This is a genomic window from Paramylibacter ulvae (genome assembly GCF_014652655.1).
In the GTDB taxonomy this organism is placed as follows: Bacteria; Pseudomonadota; Alphaproteobacteria; order Rhodobacterales; family Rhodobacteraceae; genus Amylibacter; species Amylibacter ulvae.
The window spans coordinates 174,784-189,727 of the sequence record NZ_BMZF01000002.1 but is presented as its reverse complement, the minus strand read 5'-3'; the positions used below and the strand labels follow the sequence as shown (position 1 = coordinate 189,727).

At 47.6% G+C, this 14,944-nt stretch carries 15 protein-coding genes; 8 read left to right on the top strand and 7 right to left on the bottom strand.

All coding sequences use genetic code 11. From position 1 onward, the window contains the following. Positions 1-23 precede the first annotated feature (23 nt). A complete protein-coding gene (gene grxC, locus IE094_RS05685; protein ID WP_189639617.1) occupies positions 24-281 on the top strand; it encodes a glutaredoxin 3 in 258 nt (85 codons plus the stop codon). Positions 282-394: 113 nt separating this feature from the next. After that, entirely contained in the window at positions 395-835 is a 441-nt protein-coding gene (locus IE094_RS05680) for a MarR family winged helix-turn-helix transcriptional regulator (protein ID WP_189639616.1), read from the top strand. Here the strand turns inward: IE094_RS05680 and ubiG are convergent. After that, a complete protein-coding gene (gene ubiG / locus IE094_RS05675) occupies positions 832-1,575 on the bottom strand; it encodes a bifunctional 2-polyprenyl-6-hydroxyphenol methylase/3-demethylubiquinol 3-O-methyltransferase UbiG (protein WP_189639615.1) in 744 nt (247 codons plus the stop codon). The genes IE094_RS05680 and ubiG overlap by 4 nt on opposite strands. A gap of 57 nt (positions 1,576-1,632) precedes the next feature. Here ubiG and pip point away from each other — a divergent pair, with 57 nt between their 5' ends. After that, the gene (gene pip / locus IE094_RS05670) at positions 1,633-2,598 is read left to right on the top strand and encodes a prolyl aminopeptidase (protein ID WP_189639614.1); all 966 of its coding nucleotides are present in this window, start codon (positions 1,633-1,635) and stop codon (positions 2,596-2,598) included. Here the strand turns inward: pip and IE094_RS05665 are convergent. From IE094_RS05665 to IE094_RS05655, 3 genes are all read right to left on the bottom strand, one after another. Then, on the bottom strand, positions 2,595-4,628 hold the full coding sequence (locus tag IE094_RS05665) for an NADPH-dependent 2,4-dienoyl-CoA reductase (protein ID WP_189639613.1): 2,034 nt from the start codon (positions 4,626-4,628) through the stop codon (positions 2,595-2,597). The genes pip and IE094_RS05665 overlap by 4 nt on opposite strands. Before the next feature lie 64 nt (positions 4,629-4,692). Next, positions 4,693-5,445 carry a DUF6478 family protein gene (locus tag IE094_RS05660; protein ID WP_229802080.1) on the bottom strand — a complete coding sequence of 251 codons (753 nt, stop codon included), beginning with the start codon at positions 5,443-5,445 and terminating at the stop codon, positions 4,693-4,695. 134 nt (positions 5,446-5,579) lie between these two features. After that, on the bottom strand, positions 5,580-6,152 hold the full coding sequence (locus tag IE094_RS05655; protein ID WP_229802079.1) for a hypothetical protein: 573 nt from the start codon (positions 6,150-6,152) through the stop codon (positions 5,580-5,582). A gap of 148 nt (positions 6,153-6,300) precedes the next feature. Here IE094_RS05655 and IE094_RS05650 point away from each other — a divergent pair, with 148 nt between their 5' ends. The 4 genes from IE094_RS05650 (at position 6,301) to IE094_RS05635 (ending at position 10,525) form a co-directional block, all read left to right on the top strand. Continuing rightward, a complete protein-coding gene (locus tag IE094_RS05650) occupies positions 6,301-7,218 on the top strand; it encodes a CPBP family intramembrane glutamic endopeptidase (protein WP_189639610.1) in 918 nt (305 codons plus the stop codon). A gap of 64 nt (positions 7,219-7,282) precedes the next feature. Then, positions 7,283-8,209 (top strand): acetyl-CoA carboxylase, carboxyltransferase subunit beta, encoded by a 927-nt coding sequence (accD, locus tag IE094_RS05645; RefSeq protein WP_189639609.1) that lies wholly within the window; start codon positions 7,283-7,285, stop codon positions 8,207-8,209. Positions 8,210-8,244: 35 nt separating this feature from the next. Continuing rightward, entirely contained in the window at positions 8,245-9,480 is a 1,236-nt protein-coding gene (locus IE094_RS05640; RefSeq protein ID WP_189639812.1) for a bifunctional folylpolyglutamate synthase/dihydrofolate synthase, read from the top strand. A gap of 424 nt (positions 9,481-9,904) precedes the next feature. Further along, on the top strand, positions 9,905-10,525 hold the full coding sequence (locus IE094_RS05635) for a VPLPA-CTERM sorting domain-containing protein (RefSeq protein WP_189639608.1): 621 nt from the start codon (positions 9,905-9,907) through the stop codon (positions 10,523-10,525). A gap of 53 nt (positions 10,526-10,578) precedes the next feature. On the opposite strand, the gene IE094_RS05630 is transcribed toward IE094_RS05635, so the two are convergent. The 3 genes from IE094_RS05630 to IE094_RS05620 form a co-directional block, all read right to left on the bottom strand. Continuing rightward, positions 10,579-11,394: a CpsD/CapB family tyrosine-protein kinase gene (locus tag IE094_RS05630; protein ID WP_189639607.1), complete on the bottom strand. Its 816-nt coding sequence runs from the start codon at positions 11,392-11,394 to the stop codon at positions 10,579-10,581. A gap of 29 nt (positions 11,395-11,423) precedes the next feature. Then, positions 11,424-12,839, bottom strand: a complete 1,416-nt coding sequence (locus IE094_RS05625; protein ID WP_229802077.1) for a GumC family protein — start codon at positions 12,837-12,839, stop codon at positions 11,424-11,426. A 125-nt stretch (positions 12,840-12,964) separates the two neighbouring features. Next, on the bottom strand, positions 12,965-13,822 hold the full coding sequence (locus tag IE094_RS05620; protein WP_189639605.1) for an ExeA family protein: 858 nt from the start codon (positions 13,820-13,822) through the stop codon (positions 12,965-12,967). Between the two features lie 444 nt (positions 13,823-14,266). Here IE094_RS05620 and IE094_RS05615 point away from each other — a divergent pair, with 444 nt between their 5' ends. Continuing rightward, the gene (locus IE094_RS05615) at positions 14,267-14,944 is read left to right on the top strand and encodes a sugar transferase (protein WP_229802075.1); all 678 of its coding nucleotides are present in this window, start codon (positions 14,267-14,269) and stop codon (positions 14,942-14,944) included.

Below are 14,944 nucleotides of genomic sequence, written 5' to 3'. Positions count from 1 at the left end.
TATGAAATATTGGAGAAACCAAGATGAAAAATGTCGTGATCTATACGGGCAACCTTTGTGGATTTTGTTCCGCGGCGAAGAACTTGTTGTCAAATAAGGGTGTGAATTTCACAGAAATAAATGTGCATTCAAATCCAGATAAACGCGCTGAAATGATGCAGCGTTCAAATGGCGGGCGAACCGTACCGCAAATTTTTATTGATGATTTGCATGTTGGCGGATCGGATGATTTGCATATGTTGGAACGCGCGGGAAAGCTTGACGCGTTGTTATCCGCCTAAATCCAAAACGCCGGTACAGATGAATGTTTTGGATTTATACCATTGTTTGCTAGACAGTGCGGGCAGGTGCTAGCCTATTCGTCAACATGAACGTGAGTATAAGAAACCAAAACATGCCTGACCCATCCGAAGCCGACCCAATCGCCATTGCGTTATTCTCTGAAATTTTGATGGCGGAACAAATGATGCGTGCACGATTATCCAAGGCGTTGCCTAAGGGGATGGAGCTGTCGCATTTTACGGTACTGAATTTTTTGGCCAATCAATCAAGCGAAAAATCACCAGCACAATTGGCGCGTGTTTTGCATTTGACCAAGGGTGCGATGACAAACACGCTCACGAAACTTGAAAACTACGGACACATACATGTGCGCCCGGATTGGGATGATGCGCGTCGCAAACGTGTGGCGATATCCGATGCGGGATTGTTGGCGCGTCTTGATGCAATTCGCGCCGTACGACCCGTGTTCGATAAGGTTATGAATGAGGTTGGGCACGAAAAAGTTCGTGCAGCGCTGCCATTTTTGCGCGATCTGCGCGGTGCGCTTGATTAACCCGCCTTAACGCTCGCGGTGACGTAATTCACCGATAAATCACGATCAGAAATCGACCATCCCCATGTCAGCGGGTTGAACACAAATCCCTTGCGATCGACGTTTTGCAAGCCAGCGTCTTCGATCAGCGAAACCAATTCATCTGGTGTGATGAATTTATCGTATTCATGGGTGCCCTTCGGCAACCAGCGCATGATGTATTCTGCACCAACGATTGTCATCAAAAATGATTTTGGATTGCGATTGATGGTTGAACAAATCATCAATCCGTCTGGTTTTAATAATTCCTGACAGGCGGTTAAATATGCCAGTGGATCGGACACATGTTCGACCACCTCCATATTCAAAACGATATCAAATTGTTCACCGTCCGCCGCGAGTGATTCAGCCGTGCAATTGCGATAATCTATTTCAAGGCCTGATTGACGAGCATGAATTTGTGCCACGGGGATGTTTCCCGCCGCCGCATCCGCGCCAACAACCGTGGCGCCAAGGCGTGCCATGGGTTCGGATAACAATCCACCACCGCAACCAATATCCAGCAATCGCAGGCCGTCAAATGGTTTTGGCTGTGTTGGATCGCGGTTAAATTCGGCGCAGATTTGATCCACGATGTAATCCAGCCGCGTTGGATTCAACATATGCAACGGTTTGAATTTACCCTCGGTGTCCCACCATTCAGCGGCCATTGCCTCGAATTTGGCGACTTCGTCAGGATCGATTGTTGTATTTACAGCCATTGCATTGCCTTTTGAAATGCCCCACGATGGGCGTTGCGATACATATATAGGTTCTACATGCGAAATGCCGAAGGTCAAATTGGCGCAGCCCGCCGACCATACCCCGTAATTCAGCCCTATCATTACGAAATGATAGATGTCGGCGAGGGGCACACCATTTACATGGAAGAATGCGGTAACCCTGATGGTATCCCCGTGGTGGTGCTGCATGGTGGGCCAGGTGGTGGATGTTCGCCAGGGATGAGGCGATTTTTTCACCCCGACCAGTATCGCATTATTCTGTTTGATCAACGCGGCTGTGGCCGTTCCCGCCCAACGGCATCGGTTGAGGCGAATACAACATGGCATTTGATCCGCGACATTGAGTTGATCCGTGAAAAATTAGGCATCGATCAGTGGATTGTTTTTGGCGGTTCATGGGGCGCGACATTGTCGTTGATTTACGCACAAACGCACCCTGATCGTGTGCGCCATTTGGTGCTACGCGGCGTGTTTTTGATGACGCAAACTGAACTTGATTGGTTTTATGCGGGCGGCGCGGCGCGATTTTTTCCTGAGGAATGGAAACAATTTTTGACACCGCTCCCTGAATCCGAACATGACAATATCATGCAAGGGTTTCACGATCGATTATTTGGAGATGACGAGGTCGAACAAATCAAATTCGCGCGGGCTTGGACAGAATGGGAAACGGCACTTGCCTGTTTAAACCCACGATCGATTTCGGGCACGACCCCTGCTGCGTACGCCAAAACATTTGCGCGGATTGAGAATCACTATTTTATTAACAAAGGATTCTTGGACGCGGATAACAAAATCATGCGTGACATGGATCGTATCGCGCATATTCCAGGAACGATTGTGCAAGGGCGATATGATATGATTTGCCCGCCCGTATCGGCGATGAACCTGTCAGAGGCATGGCCAGCATCAAGGTTGGTAATGGTTCCAACAGCGGGTCATTCGCTGTCGGAACCGGGTATAACATCGGCACTGGTGTCGATTATGGATGAATTGGCCTAGATCGCGGCGGCCAATTCAGCACCCTGTTTGATGGCGCGTTTTGCGTCCAATTCGGCGGCGACATCTGCACCACCAATGACATGGCAATTGATACCCTGTTCGATCAGTTGATCGGCCAATGTGCGATTTGGAACCTGCCCAGCGCAAAGAACGATTGTATCCACATCCAAAATTTTCGCATCCGTGCTGTCTTCACCAAAACTGATGTGCAAACCTTGGTCAGAAATCGCATCGTAATTCACACCTGATAGCATTTCGACCTGTTTCATACGCAACGCAGAACGGTGAATCCAGCCCGTTGTCGGCCCAAGATTTTTACCCAGTTTTTGCGCCTTGCGCTGCAACAGGTAAATTGTGCGTGGTGATGGTTCGGGTTGTGCGCCCTCTGGTGCCAGACCGCCGCGATCGTCCTCTGGATCGCCAACACCCCATTCGCGTTTCCACGCTTCCAAATCTTCTGTGGGGCTGACACCTTGGTGTGCCAGATATTCAGCAACATCAAATCCGATGCCGCCCGCGCCAATCAATGCCACGCGTTTGCCAACATGTGCCTTGCCGCGCAACACGTCGATATAGTTTAGAACCTTGGGGTTATCTTGGCCGTCGATCTGTGGATCGCGTGGGGTAACGCCCGTTGCAACGATTACCTCGTCAAAACCAGACAGGTTATCGACATTGGCCTCTGTATTCAGGTTCACCTTGATCTGGTGCAGTTCAAGCTGGTGTTTGTAATATTCAACCAAACCTTTGAATTCTTCTTTACCAGGGATGGTTTTTGCCATGTTCAACTGGCCGCCAATTTCCGGTGATTTATCGAAAATCGTAACCTTGTGCCCACGTTCCGTTGCCACCAACGCTGTGGATAATCCCGCTGGCCCCGCACCAATAATCGCAATGGATTTTGGTGCGTCTGTTGGTGTGTAAACCAATTCTGTTTCAGCACATGCACGTGGGTTCACCAAGCACGATGTCAATTTCATTTTGAACGTGTGATCCAGACAGGCTTGGTTACATGCGATGCATGGCGTGATTTGTTTTGAAATGCCTTTGTCGGCCTTTGCCACAAAATCGGCATCCGCCAAAAATGGGCGCGCCATCGACACCATATTTGCGCTACCATCTGCCAAAATGTTTTCGGCAACCCCTGGTGTGTTGATGCGATTTGATGTGATGATCGGGATATTCACAGACCCCATCAATTTTTTCGTCACCCATGTGAATGCGCGCCGTGGTACGGATGTGGCGATTGTTGGAATGCGTGCCTCGTGCCAACCGATACCAGTATTCAGGATTGTGGCACCTGCGTCTTCAACGGCTTTGGCTAATTGAACGACCTCTTCCCATGTGGAACCTTCTGGAACCAAATCAATCATGGATATGCGATAGATCACGATGAAATTTGGGCCGACTGCCTCGCGCACACGGCGGACGACTTCGACGGGCAGGCGCATACGATTTTCATATGATCCACCCCATTCATCGGTGCGTTTGTTTGTGCGCGTGACCAAGAATTGGTTCAGAAAATAACCCTCTGAACCCATGACTTCGACACCGTCATAACCCGCTTTTTGGGCTTGAGTTGCGGCCGTGACCATATCTGCGATTTGCTTTTCGATGCCATCGCTATCCAGCTCGGCTGGTGGAAAAGGTGAAATCGGTGATTTGATCGCAGATGGTGCAACACATTTTGGCGAATAAGCATAACGCCCAGCATGCAAAATTTGCATCGCAATGCGACCACCCGCGTCATGCACTGCATCTGTTACGATTTTGTGGTTGGCAATGTCGGTGTCGTTATAAAGACCCGCCGCACCTGGTAATACCGCTCCCTCTTCGTTTGGCGCCATGCCGCCAGTGACAATCAATGCGACACCACCCGCGGCGCGATCAGCATAATATTTTGCCGCACGATTCCAATCGCCCGTTTCTTCTAGGCCAGTGTGCATTGATCCCATCAAGACGCGATTGGGTAATGTGACAAATCCAAGATCAAGGGGTTCAAACAAATGTGGGTAATGTGCGTGTGCCATGTTTCCTCCAAAACTTTGTTGAACTTGTATTACAAAGCTAAGGCATGTCACCTAAAACGCAACGTCAAATTGCAGCGCGTCGTCTGCGAAAACAAGTGAGATCGTGCAAAACAATGGTTTGGTTTTCTGGATTGTCAAAACTGACATCAATCCACGATTTGTCGATAACGCGAACCTGCGTGATATGACCAACCAAATCGAAGTTTACTAAATGGCCCAAATCCGTGGGATCAAATGTACGGATTATTTGTTGTGTTCCTGATTTTGATTGCAGGTTCAAACGCGCGTAAATATCCATGGATGGATCGCAATCAATCAATAGATTTGATTGCAAAATATGATTGGGCGACAAATCGATTATCGCATCATTTGGCAGCGTCACCACCAAGGACAAATACGACCCTTCGAATTTCCCCACCTTGATCGATAGGGCAAAATTCGCGGTGGTTTCATTTTGCGACGACGTTGTCTGTTCCAACTGAATATTGCCCAACGGGCAGTCATGAAACAAAATCACAGAATCGCAAATTTTTTGAGTTTTTTCCGCATTCGCGATGGGCAAACGAGATTGACTCGCTGACCATGTTTTGGGTCGTTTGCACCAATCTGTTTTGCTGGGTGCATTAAGCGCGATTTGGTCGGTCAGTGTTGTTGATAATTGTTCAACCGCGCCTGCGTTCATTTTTGACCGTTCAAATGCGATGCGGCGCAATCTGCGTTGGATGTCTTCGATATCATTTGTATTATGTTTTGTCGCATACCGAAGCTTGCGGCGCCAAATACGCTGGCTGATCCGCAGGCGGGCGTGACGAAACATGGCAGTCAGATAAGAAAACATATTGCTCTGATATTCACGAAAGGACGTTTGAAGAGGATATAGATACTGATGTGGCATATACCAGCTTTTGATCGAAACAATTTAAGATTGTATCAATGAAATGCAGAAATGCATTAGCGCGCGTTCTTTAGCTTGATCGCATAGCGTTGCAATGCGCTGAAACTTTGTTCTGAACTGATTTTTTGATTGGCGAGCGGATGAAAGGTAATTGAAAACAAGCGACCATCCTTGGTAAAAAATCCGCGCCATGTTTTGGGTGCGGTAAGCGGGATTTCGGGTGTGCCAGCATTCAACACTTCAACATAAAAAATGCCGTTGCGGGTTTTGGTCCCTGTGATCTTGGCAACATTTGTATTTGCAGGAATGCCCAAGCTTTGGCGGCCTTGTGGTGTTTCGAAATAGTGTTGAAACTCTTTTGGGTAAATTTCTGAATCTGTTTTGAGTGCAGAGACGGAATAAAAACCCATTTTTGCTTTGGCGTTGCAACTGTGTAGCAAGACAATTGTGGTGTCCGATGTGCGCACGCTGTGTTTTGTGCTGAAACAATAACCATCTGGGATCGCAAGGTTGAAATCGCTTTCTGGCTGGCTGTCGCCGCGCGATGCATATTGATTTGCATCCACATCCGATGGGATGGGCGTTGAACAGGCGCTAACGCTGAAAATTAACGCCAGCAATATGGCCATATAAATGCGCAATTTTGTCCCCTATTGGCAAAAGTAATGCCGTTGTCTTTCTGCCACAATTAAGGCCAAGGTGTTAGTGAACTTGTTCCATACTAGCAAGCCCTGACACCCCTTGTTATGTTGAAACACCGTATCAATAGGCGAAAATATGCACATTCCCGAGCAATCAACGGCCAGCCGTAACAAAGCAGCCTTTTTATTCCCCGCAAAACAACGAAACGAAATTTGGCGCATCGTTGCGGTGTTGGTGTTGGGATTTGTGGTGTTGCAATTGATCACTGCGGTCATTTTTGTGGCGGCGGGGCAATTCATGAGCGCGGATGAATTTTTGCAGATGACAACAGAGCTTCGATTCACGACCCCCAAAATGGTGGTCACGATTTTAACCACGTTTGGGGGCTGGATTATTGCAATCATTGTAATGCTGTTTTTGTTTCATCGGCGCAGCGTATTTACCTTGTTTGGCGGGAACGTGAAAACATTTCTGCGCAATTTTGTGTTGGGTTTAATCGCGGTTGTATTGTTCTTTGTGGTTTCTGGTTTGCTGGAACCAAACGATTTGTTGCCAGAGGCGAACCTAAATTACGACATTTGGTTATCGTGGCTACCCGTTGCGATACCGCTGATCTTGATGCAAGTCAGCGCAGAGGAACTTGTTTTTCGCGGATATATTCAACAACAACTGGCTGTGAGGTTTGATCATTTTGCGGTATGGATGATCCTGCCGTCACTGATTTTCGCAATTGGGCATTATCAGCCCGCGACGTTTGGATCAAACGCCTGGTTGGTTGTGGCACAAACGTTTTTAATCGGTATCCTAGCGGCGGATATGACGATGCGCACGGGAAACCTTGGCGCGGCGATTGGATTGCATTTTGCCAATAATTTCATGGGTATGTGCGTTGTGGCGACCAAAGGATACATGGATGGTCTGTCGTTATACGTGTCCCCAATCGATTTGGGTGATGTAGAACAAATGCGCCCATTGTTGATGTCACAGGTTGGATTTACCGCATTCATAATTTTGATCTACTTTTCGGTGGTTCAACGCTGGTATCGCTATTGATTGCAATCCATCGCTGGCAAAGTTAAAAGCAAAGAAACACTAATACAGGCGACAGAGCGCAGATATGAACTGGATTTCCAACTACGTCAGACCCAAGATTAATTCATTGTTTTCGCGTCGCGAAACACCGGATAATTTGTGGACCAAATGTGACGAATGTTCCACGATGTTATTTCACCGTGAATTGGCTGATAATTTGAACGTGTGTGTGAATTGTGGGCACCACATGAACATTATCCCACGCGAACGATTTGCCAGCCTGTTTGACGGCGGCACATTTGCCGAATTCGAAGCCAAAGCACCAAATGCCGATCCGCTTAAATTTCGCGACCAGAAAAAATACCCTGATCGATTGAGGGCTGCTCAGAAAAAGACGGGCGAAAAGGATGCGATGTTGCTGGGATACGGTGATCTGGGTCGTACCAAGGTTGTGATGGCGGCACAGGATTTTGGATTCATGGGCGGATCCATGGGCATGGCCGTTGGCAACGCGATTATTGCGGCGTGTGAACATGCGGTAAATATGAAATGCCCGCTGATCCTGTTTTCCGCGGCTGGTGGTGCGCGTATGCAAGAGGGGATTTTATCCCTGATGCAAATGCCGCGCACAACGGTTGCGTTACAAATGTTAAAAGAGGCTGATTTGCCATTTATCGTTGTCCTCACGCACCCAACCACGGGTGGTGTGACTGCATCATATGCGATGTTGGGCGATGTGCATATCGCCGAGCCAAACGCATTGATCGGTTTTGCGGGTGCGCGTGTGATTGAACAAACCATTCGTGAAAAATTGCCAGATGGTTTTCAGCGCGCGGAGTATCTGTTGGATCACGGCATGATCGACCGCGTGACAAAACGTCAAGATATGCGCGATGAATTGATTTCCATCGTGCGCATGTTGATGAAACTGCCCCCTGCGATTGCCGCCGATTTGGAACCACCAGCGAAAATCGAAGACAAATCCAAAAAGACCGAGGCTACTAAAAAGTGACCTCTGACCAAAGCGATGTCATCCTTGAACGGTTGATGTCGCTTCATCCTAAAATCATTGATCTGACGCTTGATCGGATGCATCGGTTGCTTGATGCGCTGGGCAATCCAGAAAGCGATATCCCTCCTGTGATTCATATCGCGGGCACAAATGGTAAAGGTTCCACGCAGGCGATGTTGCGCGCGGGGCTGGAAGGTGCGGGAAACACCGTTCACGCATATACATCGCCCCACCTTGCGCGTTTTCACGAACGCATTCGTCTTGCGGGTGAATTGATTTCCGAAACTGCGCTGGCGGAAATGTTGGCCGAATGTGAATCGAAAAATGGCGGTGTGCCAATCACCTATTTCGAAATCACAACCTGTGCCGCGTTTTTGGCATTCGCCCGCTCCCCCGCCGATTATACTTTGCTAGAGGTCGGGTTGGGCGGTCGCCTTGATGCGACCAATGTGATTGATGCGCCCGAAATGGCGATCATCACACCCGTGTCCATCGATCATGAACAATATTTGGGTAACACACTGGCTGCGATTGCGGGTGAAAAGGCGGGCATCCTAAAACGCAATTGTTTTGGCGTGGTCGGCCCCCAACCCGATGAAGCATTAGAGGTAATCGAAGCCACGGCGGCCAAGGTTGGCGCGACCCTGAAAATTCACGGCCAACATTGGCATGTTTGGGAGGAAAACGGACGCCTAATTTTCCAGGACGAATACGGTTTGGTTGATCTGCCTATGCCCGCGCTGATTGGCGCGCATCAGGTGATGAACGCAGGAATCGCGATTGCGGCATTGCGATTGCTCGGCAAAGATACGGATGCATGCGAAGCGGCGATGGTGAATGCCGTGTGGCCAGCACGGATGCAAAAGCTTCGCACAGGGCCATTGGTGGATGCAGCTAGCGGCGCGGATTTATGGCTGGATGGCGGACATAACGCGGCGGCTGGTTTGGCACTGGCAGAGGCAATGGGGCGATTGCCCAAACGCCCATTGCACCTAATTGTTGGCATGTTGAACACCAAAGATATCGCAGGATACCTACGCCCCTTGGCGGAAATATCTGAAAGCTTGCACGGCGTTTCAATCCCAGGCGAAGCAGCAACGCTGAGCGCCGAAGAAACAGTTCAGGCCGCCAGCGCCGCTGGAATTGACGCCGTGGTCGCCGATGATGTTTTATCAGCGGTGAAAGATATCACCGCCAAAGACCCAACCGCACGCATACTGATCTGTGGATCGCTATATCTAGCGGGTGGTGTGTTGCGTGAAAACGGGTGAGGTTCAAGTGGGATAGACACCCTGACAAGAAAAATTCCCAACAATTCCCCTGATCGAAAATGAACAAGTGGCGCATTCTGACGAGGGGCAGGTCTTTCCAACGCTCATCGCTACTATTTTTATTTGGTTGTTAAAACACCCGCTTGGATCATCGCGCCGATGTTGGTGATTCACCAAATTTTCGATCCGTCCAATATGTGGTTACAGGCAATAGGTAGTGTTCCATCAGCCTCGCGGGCTGGTTGATGTCATTGATAAAGCTACTTAACGCGTGGGTTGGTGGAAGAATGCATATTTGTTGAAAATTGATGCATCTTGTTGGTCGAAAAGGCAGTTTCGGCACAATTTTGCCATTTTTCCTTGAACATCGGCGAGAATCTGCTAGTTTAATAGTAATATTTTATTAAATTTTTTCGGGGGTATTATGATTATCCGTAATTTTGTAGCCGCAACTGCGCTCTCTTTGGCTGGTATTACTGGCACCGCTTTCGCAACAACTTATACATTTGATGCAGGCTCTTCGAGCATTACATTCGATGAACGCCGCAACGCATGTGATTGTACGATCAGTGCTGAATTTGTGGGCGATATTCCAATTGTTGGTCGCACCAGCGCCGATACGATCCCTACTGTTTTGATCGATTGGACAGCAACAGCCGCAGCTGATGCAACACCAGAGGTTGCCGTTTTCCGCGTTGCGATCGATTTGACATATGAATCAGACACTGGTGAATCCGTTACAGGTGGAACACGTGGACGTGTTCGCATCGTTGCACGCGAAAACAGCCATGTGCACACAACCGTCACATTCGCTGACAATCCGGTATTGAACTTTGCAAATGGTGATACGCTTACCGTTGATCTGGTAGACACATTTTTCTGGGCGTTTTATAACACAACATCTGGAACCAGCGGTTCAACAATTACTGTGACCGAAGGCCAACAGCCATCACCGGTTCCAGTTCCAGCTGCGGGTCTGTTATTGCTAACAGCACTTGGCGGTTTGGGTTTTGTTGGACGTCGCCGCAAACGTAGCGACGCGTAAGCGAAACAAAATATACAAAAATTGGGCTCTTTATGAGCCCTTTTTTATGTGGATCATTGGTAATCGTAATCATATCCGTAAGCGCCAGTGTGATAACGGCTTTTGTTTAAAACCACTCCCATCACGTTTGTTAATTCCGCCAACTGGCGTTCGGCGACATCAATTTGCGCGATCGTGGTTTTTTCCGCCTCTGCAATCAGAATTGCGCAATCAACATTTGGCAGAAAGCCATAGTTATCATCCGTCGACATCAACGGTGGCATATCAAACAAAACGATATCCGGGCGAAGCTGATTTTCGATGTTTTCCAACACAGATTTGGTGCGCATGTTTTGCAAAATTTCAGATGCGTCATGCACGCTAGTTTGGTTTAGCCCGAGCGCGACATTCTCATCTAAAACCATACCATGATCCAAAAAATCCGCATTTCCTTGCAACACGTCCGCCATATTTGCGCTGCGCGGTTGGCCCAAAATACGGCTTAGTCCGACGCGTCGTAAATCCAAATCAAGCACCAATGTGCGCAAATCACGTTGGCGGGAAAAACTGAATGCGAGGTTGGCGCATGTGGTGGATTTTCCGCAACCCGAATGGGGGGAAACCACCGCAACACGGTGCCATTTGTTGACGCTGGCCTGTTGTAAAATTCGGGTGCGCAACATGTCATAAGGTGCCGCATCTTTGCCGCCGCCGATAGATGACAATCTGTTCACAGCCGATTGTTTTTCGTCCATAACAATTGGCGTTAATCGTTCCCAATTTTCGACCAGCTTTTTATCAGTGGTTTTGCTTTGCACATGTTCAGTGGCAGCAACGCCGGTTTTGCGTTGTGCGCGGGCCTTGTTAATTGCGGCCTGTAAACGTTCCATAAATCACGCCCTCCTTGGGCAACCGTGGATTAAATCCCCAGTTTCGACAGCAAATTTTCCATCAATAAATCAAGCGGTAAATAATAAGTATGCACGGCATAAATAAGCGACGGCACCCCAACAAGAATGGCCAAAATTACAATGATCTTTCCACTGCGTTGCGCAATCATTTGTTGGCGCGAACGAATATAAGGGATCGTTGCCAGCGGTGTAATTCCCAACTTGGCGACCAAATCCTCGGGTCGGCGGATAGATCTGTTCAACATTTCCAACGCCACCACCAATACAATACCCGCCATAATCCCAATGAATGTGCCCCCACCCGCAATCAACATGCGATTGGGTTTTGTGGGTTCGTCGGGCAGTGCTGGGGGTTCGATGACAGAAATTTTCTGACCTTGGGATAATAATTCAATCCGTTCACCCGTGCTGGCACTGCCGAACCGATTAACGGCGGCGGTATACTGAGTTTGTAAATTACCCAAATCCAATTCCAATTCATCCAAGCGAATGGCGTTGGCGGGGGTTTTCGACAGAGTGGTGACGATGTTATCTAATAATTCTTCGGTTGCATCGCGTTGGTCTTCTAAGATTGCTAAACGCGTGTCCATTTCGGACAATTGAATGTCCAACATCATGTTACCAGTCGAATCCACATTGGTATTTGCGACGGGGTTTTCGGCAGACTTACGTCTGGCAATTGCATTTTCAGTTTGTCTAATCCGCGATTCCAACACTTTTACGTTTGGGTTATCTGGCGAATAAACCGCAAGCGCATTTGCCAGATCGGCGCGTAGTTTTTCTAGCCACTCTTCGTCGCGTGATAATTCTTTTGGGGTGACATCCCTTACCTTGCCCGTTTGCGCAAATATCACCATCAATTTTTCACGCTGCTGGGTGAACTGTGATATGTCACGGTTGATCTGCGCCAAGCGTTCCTGGGCGCGCGTTTGTTGCCCTAGACGGAAATCCAAACTATCTGGTAGCGCATCAGAATTATCCAATTTGAATTTCAAAATATCGGCAGATTTTCTTGCCAATTCTTCGGACAAACGGGTCACTTCTTGTTCAAAAAACTCAAGCGTTTGGGTTGCACGTCCGGTACGGCTTTCGACGTCTTCTTTTTGGATCAGGGTTAAATATTCGTTCACCACGCTGGCTGCTTTTTCGGGTGTTGCGGCCTCGAACGCGATGGTCATTAATGCCGCTTCGTTGTGATTGGCGGACTTGCGAATCGTGGTGCGTTTTAACATTGCCTCGACCGTGCGATCAGGCGTCATCTCATCTTCGACATCAAACAGTTTAAACCGTGCAGCAATGTCCAACAAATTATTGCGTGTCATAAGCCGTTGTTCAACAATTTGAAGCTGTTCCATCGCGGGTGTTGAAATTGTTGGCGTCGCCAATTCCGTTGGAATTTGCGGCGATTCCACAATTAATTTCATTTGCGATTCATAGGCAGGCGGCAATGCTTTTGCGATGATAATGGCAATTGCAGAGATCAGACATGACACTAGCAAAAAATAAGGCAAGCGACGCAAAAATATTGAAAAGAAATACTTAATATCCATTACATTAACTCTTCTCTATCATGGAGTGCATGACCACCAAAAAACACGCCATCAGACAAAACCTTGCGCACAGTGCGGATGCCGACAAATTTTTCCTCTTTGCCCCACGCATACAATAAACATAGTTCGCAAAGTTGGTTTACCAAGCGTGGCACACCATTTGTTGATTCATAAATAATCTTGGTCGCGGATTTGGTGATCTCACCACCTGTACCGCCGGATTTTTTTAACCGATGTTCGATATATTCACCCACCGTTTTTTGATCCATTTCACCCAAGTGGTAGCTGCCTGCCACACGTTGTGCGAGCTGTTTCATTTTTGGGCTGAGCACCAGATCTTTGAGTTCAGGCTGGCCAACCAAAATTAGCTGAATCAATTCATCCTTGTTGGAATTGATATTGGTTAACATGCGCAATTCTTCAAGCCCTTCGATCGACAGGTTTTGCGCTTCGTCGATGATCAAAACCACGCGGCGGTTGGCGGCGTATTCATCGATAATGAATTCTTGTAATTTTTGGAACATTTCAACATAGCTGGCGTTCGATCCAAACCGAATGCCAAGCGCATTTAGAACCCATTGCAATAATTCACCGCGCCCGCCCTGCGCATTGGACACCAATCCAACGGTGACGTCATCGCGCAATGATGCCAACAGTTTTTGCACCAAGGTCGTTTTCCCTGACCCAATTTCGCCGGTTAACAATGTGATTGGCGCACGCGACATAATGCCAAATTCAAGCACGGCATATGCGCCGCTATGTTGTTTTGACCAAAACAGAAAATCCGGGTCAGGAACCAGATTAAATGGCCGCTCGGAAAATCCGAAAAAGCTCGCGTATAAATTTTCTGTAACCATTATTTTTAACCTAAACCCTGATCGAAATTATCCAAAATGTTTATTTGTCGCTGTCCAAAAAAATTGACAGATTCGCATCGCGTACAACTATTGATTGTTTGGCGAAAACTTTACCAGCGCATGCGGTGAGTGCCATTGAAAATCCGTAACGAATCCTTAAATTGTAATAAATGTTTACTGAACCTAAATATCTGATATATCGAATGGAATTTCACAATATGACGTAATAGTGGCATTTTTTTGTTGGTAAAGTGATGTATATCACTATTACGCTTTCGAATTTAGTGGCAAGATGCATCTGCAATCAATATGCTTATGAACATTACATTAACACCTTTTTATTTTTGTTACTTTTTTAAGCTAAACGAGCGCCAATAAAAAAACAAAATTGGAGATTTTTTTAACGCCCAGCTGTTAGGGCAAAACTTATATGGAAGTACTGCAATGTCCCTGCATACTGATGATTTTAATAACCGATTGAAACGGCAACATGCTGTTTATATTTATACCGATACTTCGATTTACGAAGCATTTCTGAAACGCTTGTTTGATATTGCATTCATCGTTTTGGCTGCGCCTATTATTTTGACCATCGTTGGCATTTCTGCCTTTTTGGTTTGGTTGGATGGCGGGCAACCGTTTTACAGCCAAATGCGTATTGGTTTGAACGGCAAAGAATTTCGCATGTGGAAAATCCGCACCATGGTGCGTGATGCTGACAAGGTTTTGGAACAATATTTGTCAGATAATCCTGATGCGCGTATTGAATGGGATCGCGATCAAAAATTGAAAAACGATCCGCGTATCACCAAGGTTGGTAATTTTCTGCGCCGCAGTTCAGTTGATGAAATGCCACAGTTTTGGAATGTTTTGATTGGCTCTATGTCTGTTGTTGGGCCGCGCCCAATGATGACGGACCAACGTAGCCTGTATCACGGAACCGAATATTTCCGTTTCCGTCCCGGATTGACTGGGTTGTGGCAAGTGTCTGATCGCAATGAAACAACGTTTGCTGCGCGGGTACAGTTTGACAATGACTACGCCGATTGTGTTTCATTCAAACAAGACGTGTCGATCATTTCACAAACCCTTAGCGTGGTACTACGCTGCACGGGGCGCTAA

Bases quoted from the DNA above. Each gene is read 5' to 3' on its own strand.
- grxC (WP_189639617.1), top strand. From the start codon at position 24: ATGAAAAATGTCGTGATCTATACGGGCAACCTTTGTGGATTTTGTTCC.
- IE094_RS05680 (WP_189639616.1), top strand. From the start codon at position 395: ATGCCTGACCCATCCGAAGCCGACCCAATCGCCATTGCGTTATTCTCT.
- ubiG (WP_189639615.1), bottom strand. From the start codon at position 1,575: ATGGCTGTAAATACAACAATCGATCCTGACGAAGTCGCCAAATTCGAG.
- pip (WP_189639614.1), top strand. From the start codon at position 1,633: ATGCGAAATGCCGAAGGTCAAATTGGCGCAGCCCGCCGACCATACCCC.
- IE094_RS05665 (WP_189639613.1), bottom strand. From the start codon at position 4,628: ATGGCACACGCACATTACCCACATTTGTTTGAACCCCTTGATCTTGGA.
- IE094_RS05660 (WP_229802080.1), bottom strand. From the start codon at position 5,445: ATGTTTCGTCACGCCCGCCTGCGGATCAGCCAGCGTATTTGGCGCCGC.
- IE094_RS05655 (WP_229802079.1), bottom strand. From the start codon at position 6,152: ATGGCCATATTGCTGGCGTTAATTTTCAGCGTTAGCGCCTGTTCAACG.
- IE094_RS05650 (WP_189639610.1), top strand. From the start codon at position 6,301: ATGCACATTCCCGAGCAATCAACGGCCAGCCGTAACAAAGCAGCCTTT.
- accD (WP_189639609.1), top strand. From the start codon at position 7,283: ATGAACTGGATTTCCAACTACGTCAGACCCAAGATTAATTCATTGTTT.
- IE094_RS05640 (WP_189639812.1), top strand. From the start codon at position 8,245: ATGTCGCTTCATCCTAAAATCATTGATCTGACGCTTGATCGGATGCAT.
- IE094_RS05635 (WP_189639608.1), top strand. From the start codon at position 9,905: ATGATTATCCGTAATTTTGTAGCCGCAACTGCGCTCTCTTTGGCTGGT.
- IE094_RS05630 (WP_189639607.1), bottom strand. From the start codon at position 11,394: ATGGAACGTTTACAGGCCGCAATTAACAAGGCCCGCGCACAACGCAAA.
- IE094_RS05625 (WP_229802077.1), bottom strand. From the start codon at position 12,839: ATGAAATTAATTGTGGAATCGCCGCAAATTCCAACGGAATTGGCGACG.
- IE094_RS05620 (WP_189639605.1), bottom strand. From the start codon at position 13,822: ATGGTTACAGAAAATTTATACGCGAGCTTTTTCGGATTTTCCGAGCGG.
- IE094_RS05615 (WP_229802075.1), top strand. From the start codon at position 14,267: ATGTCCCTGCATACTGATGATTTTAATAACCGATTGAAACGGCAACAT.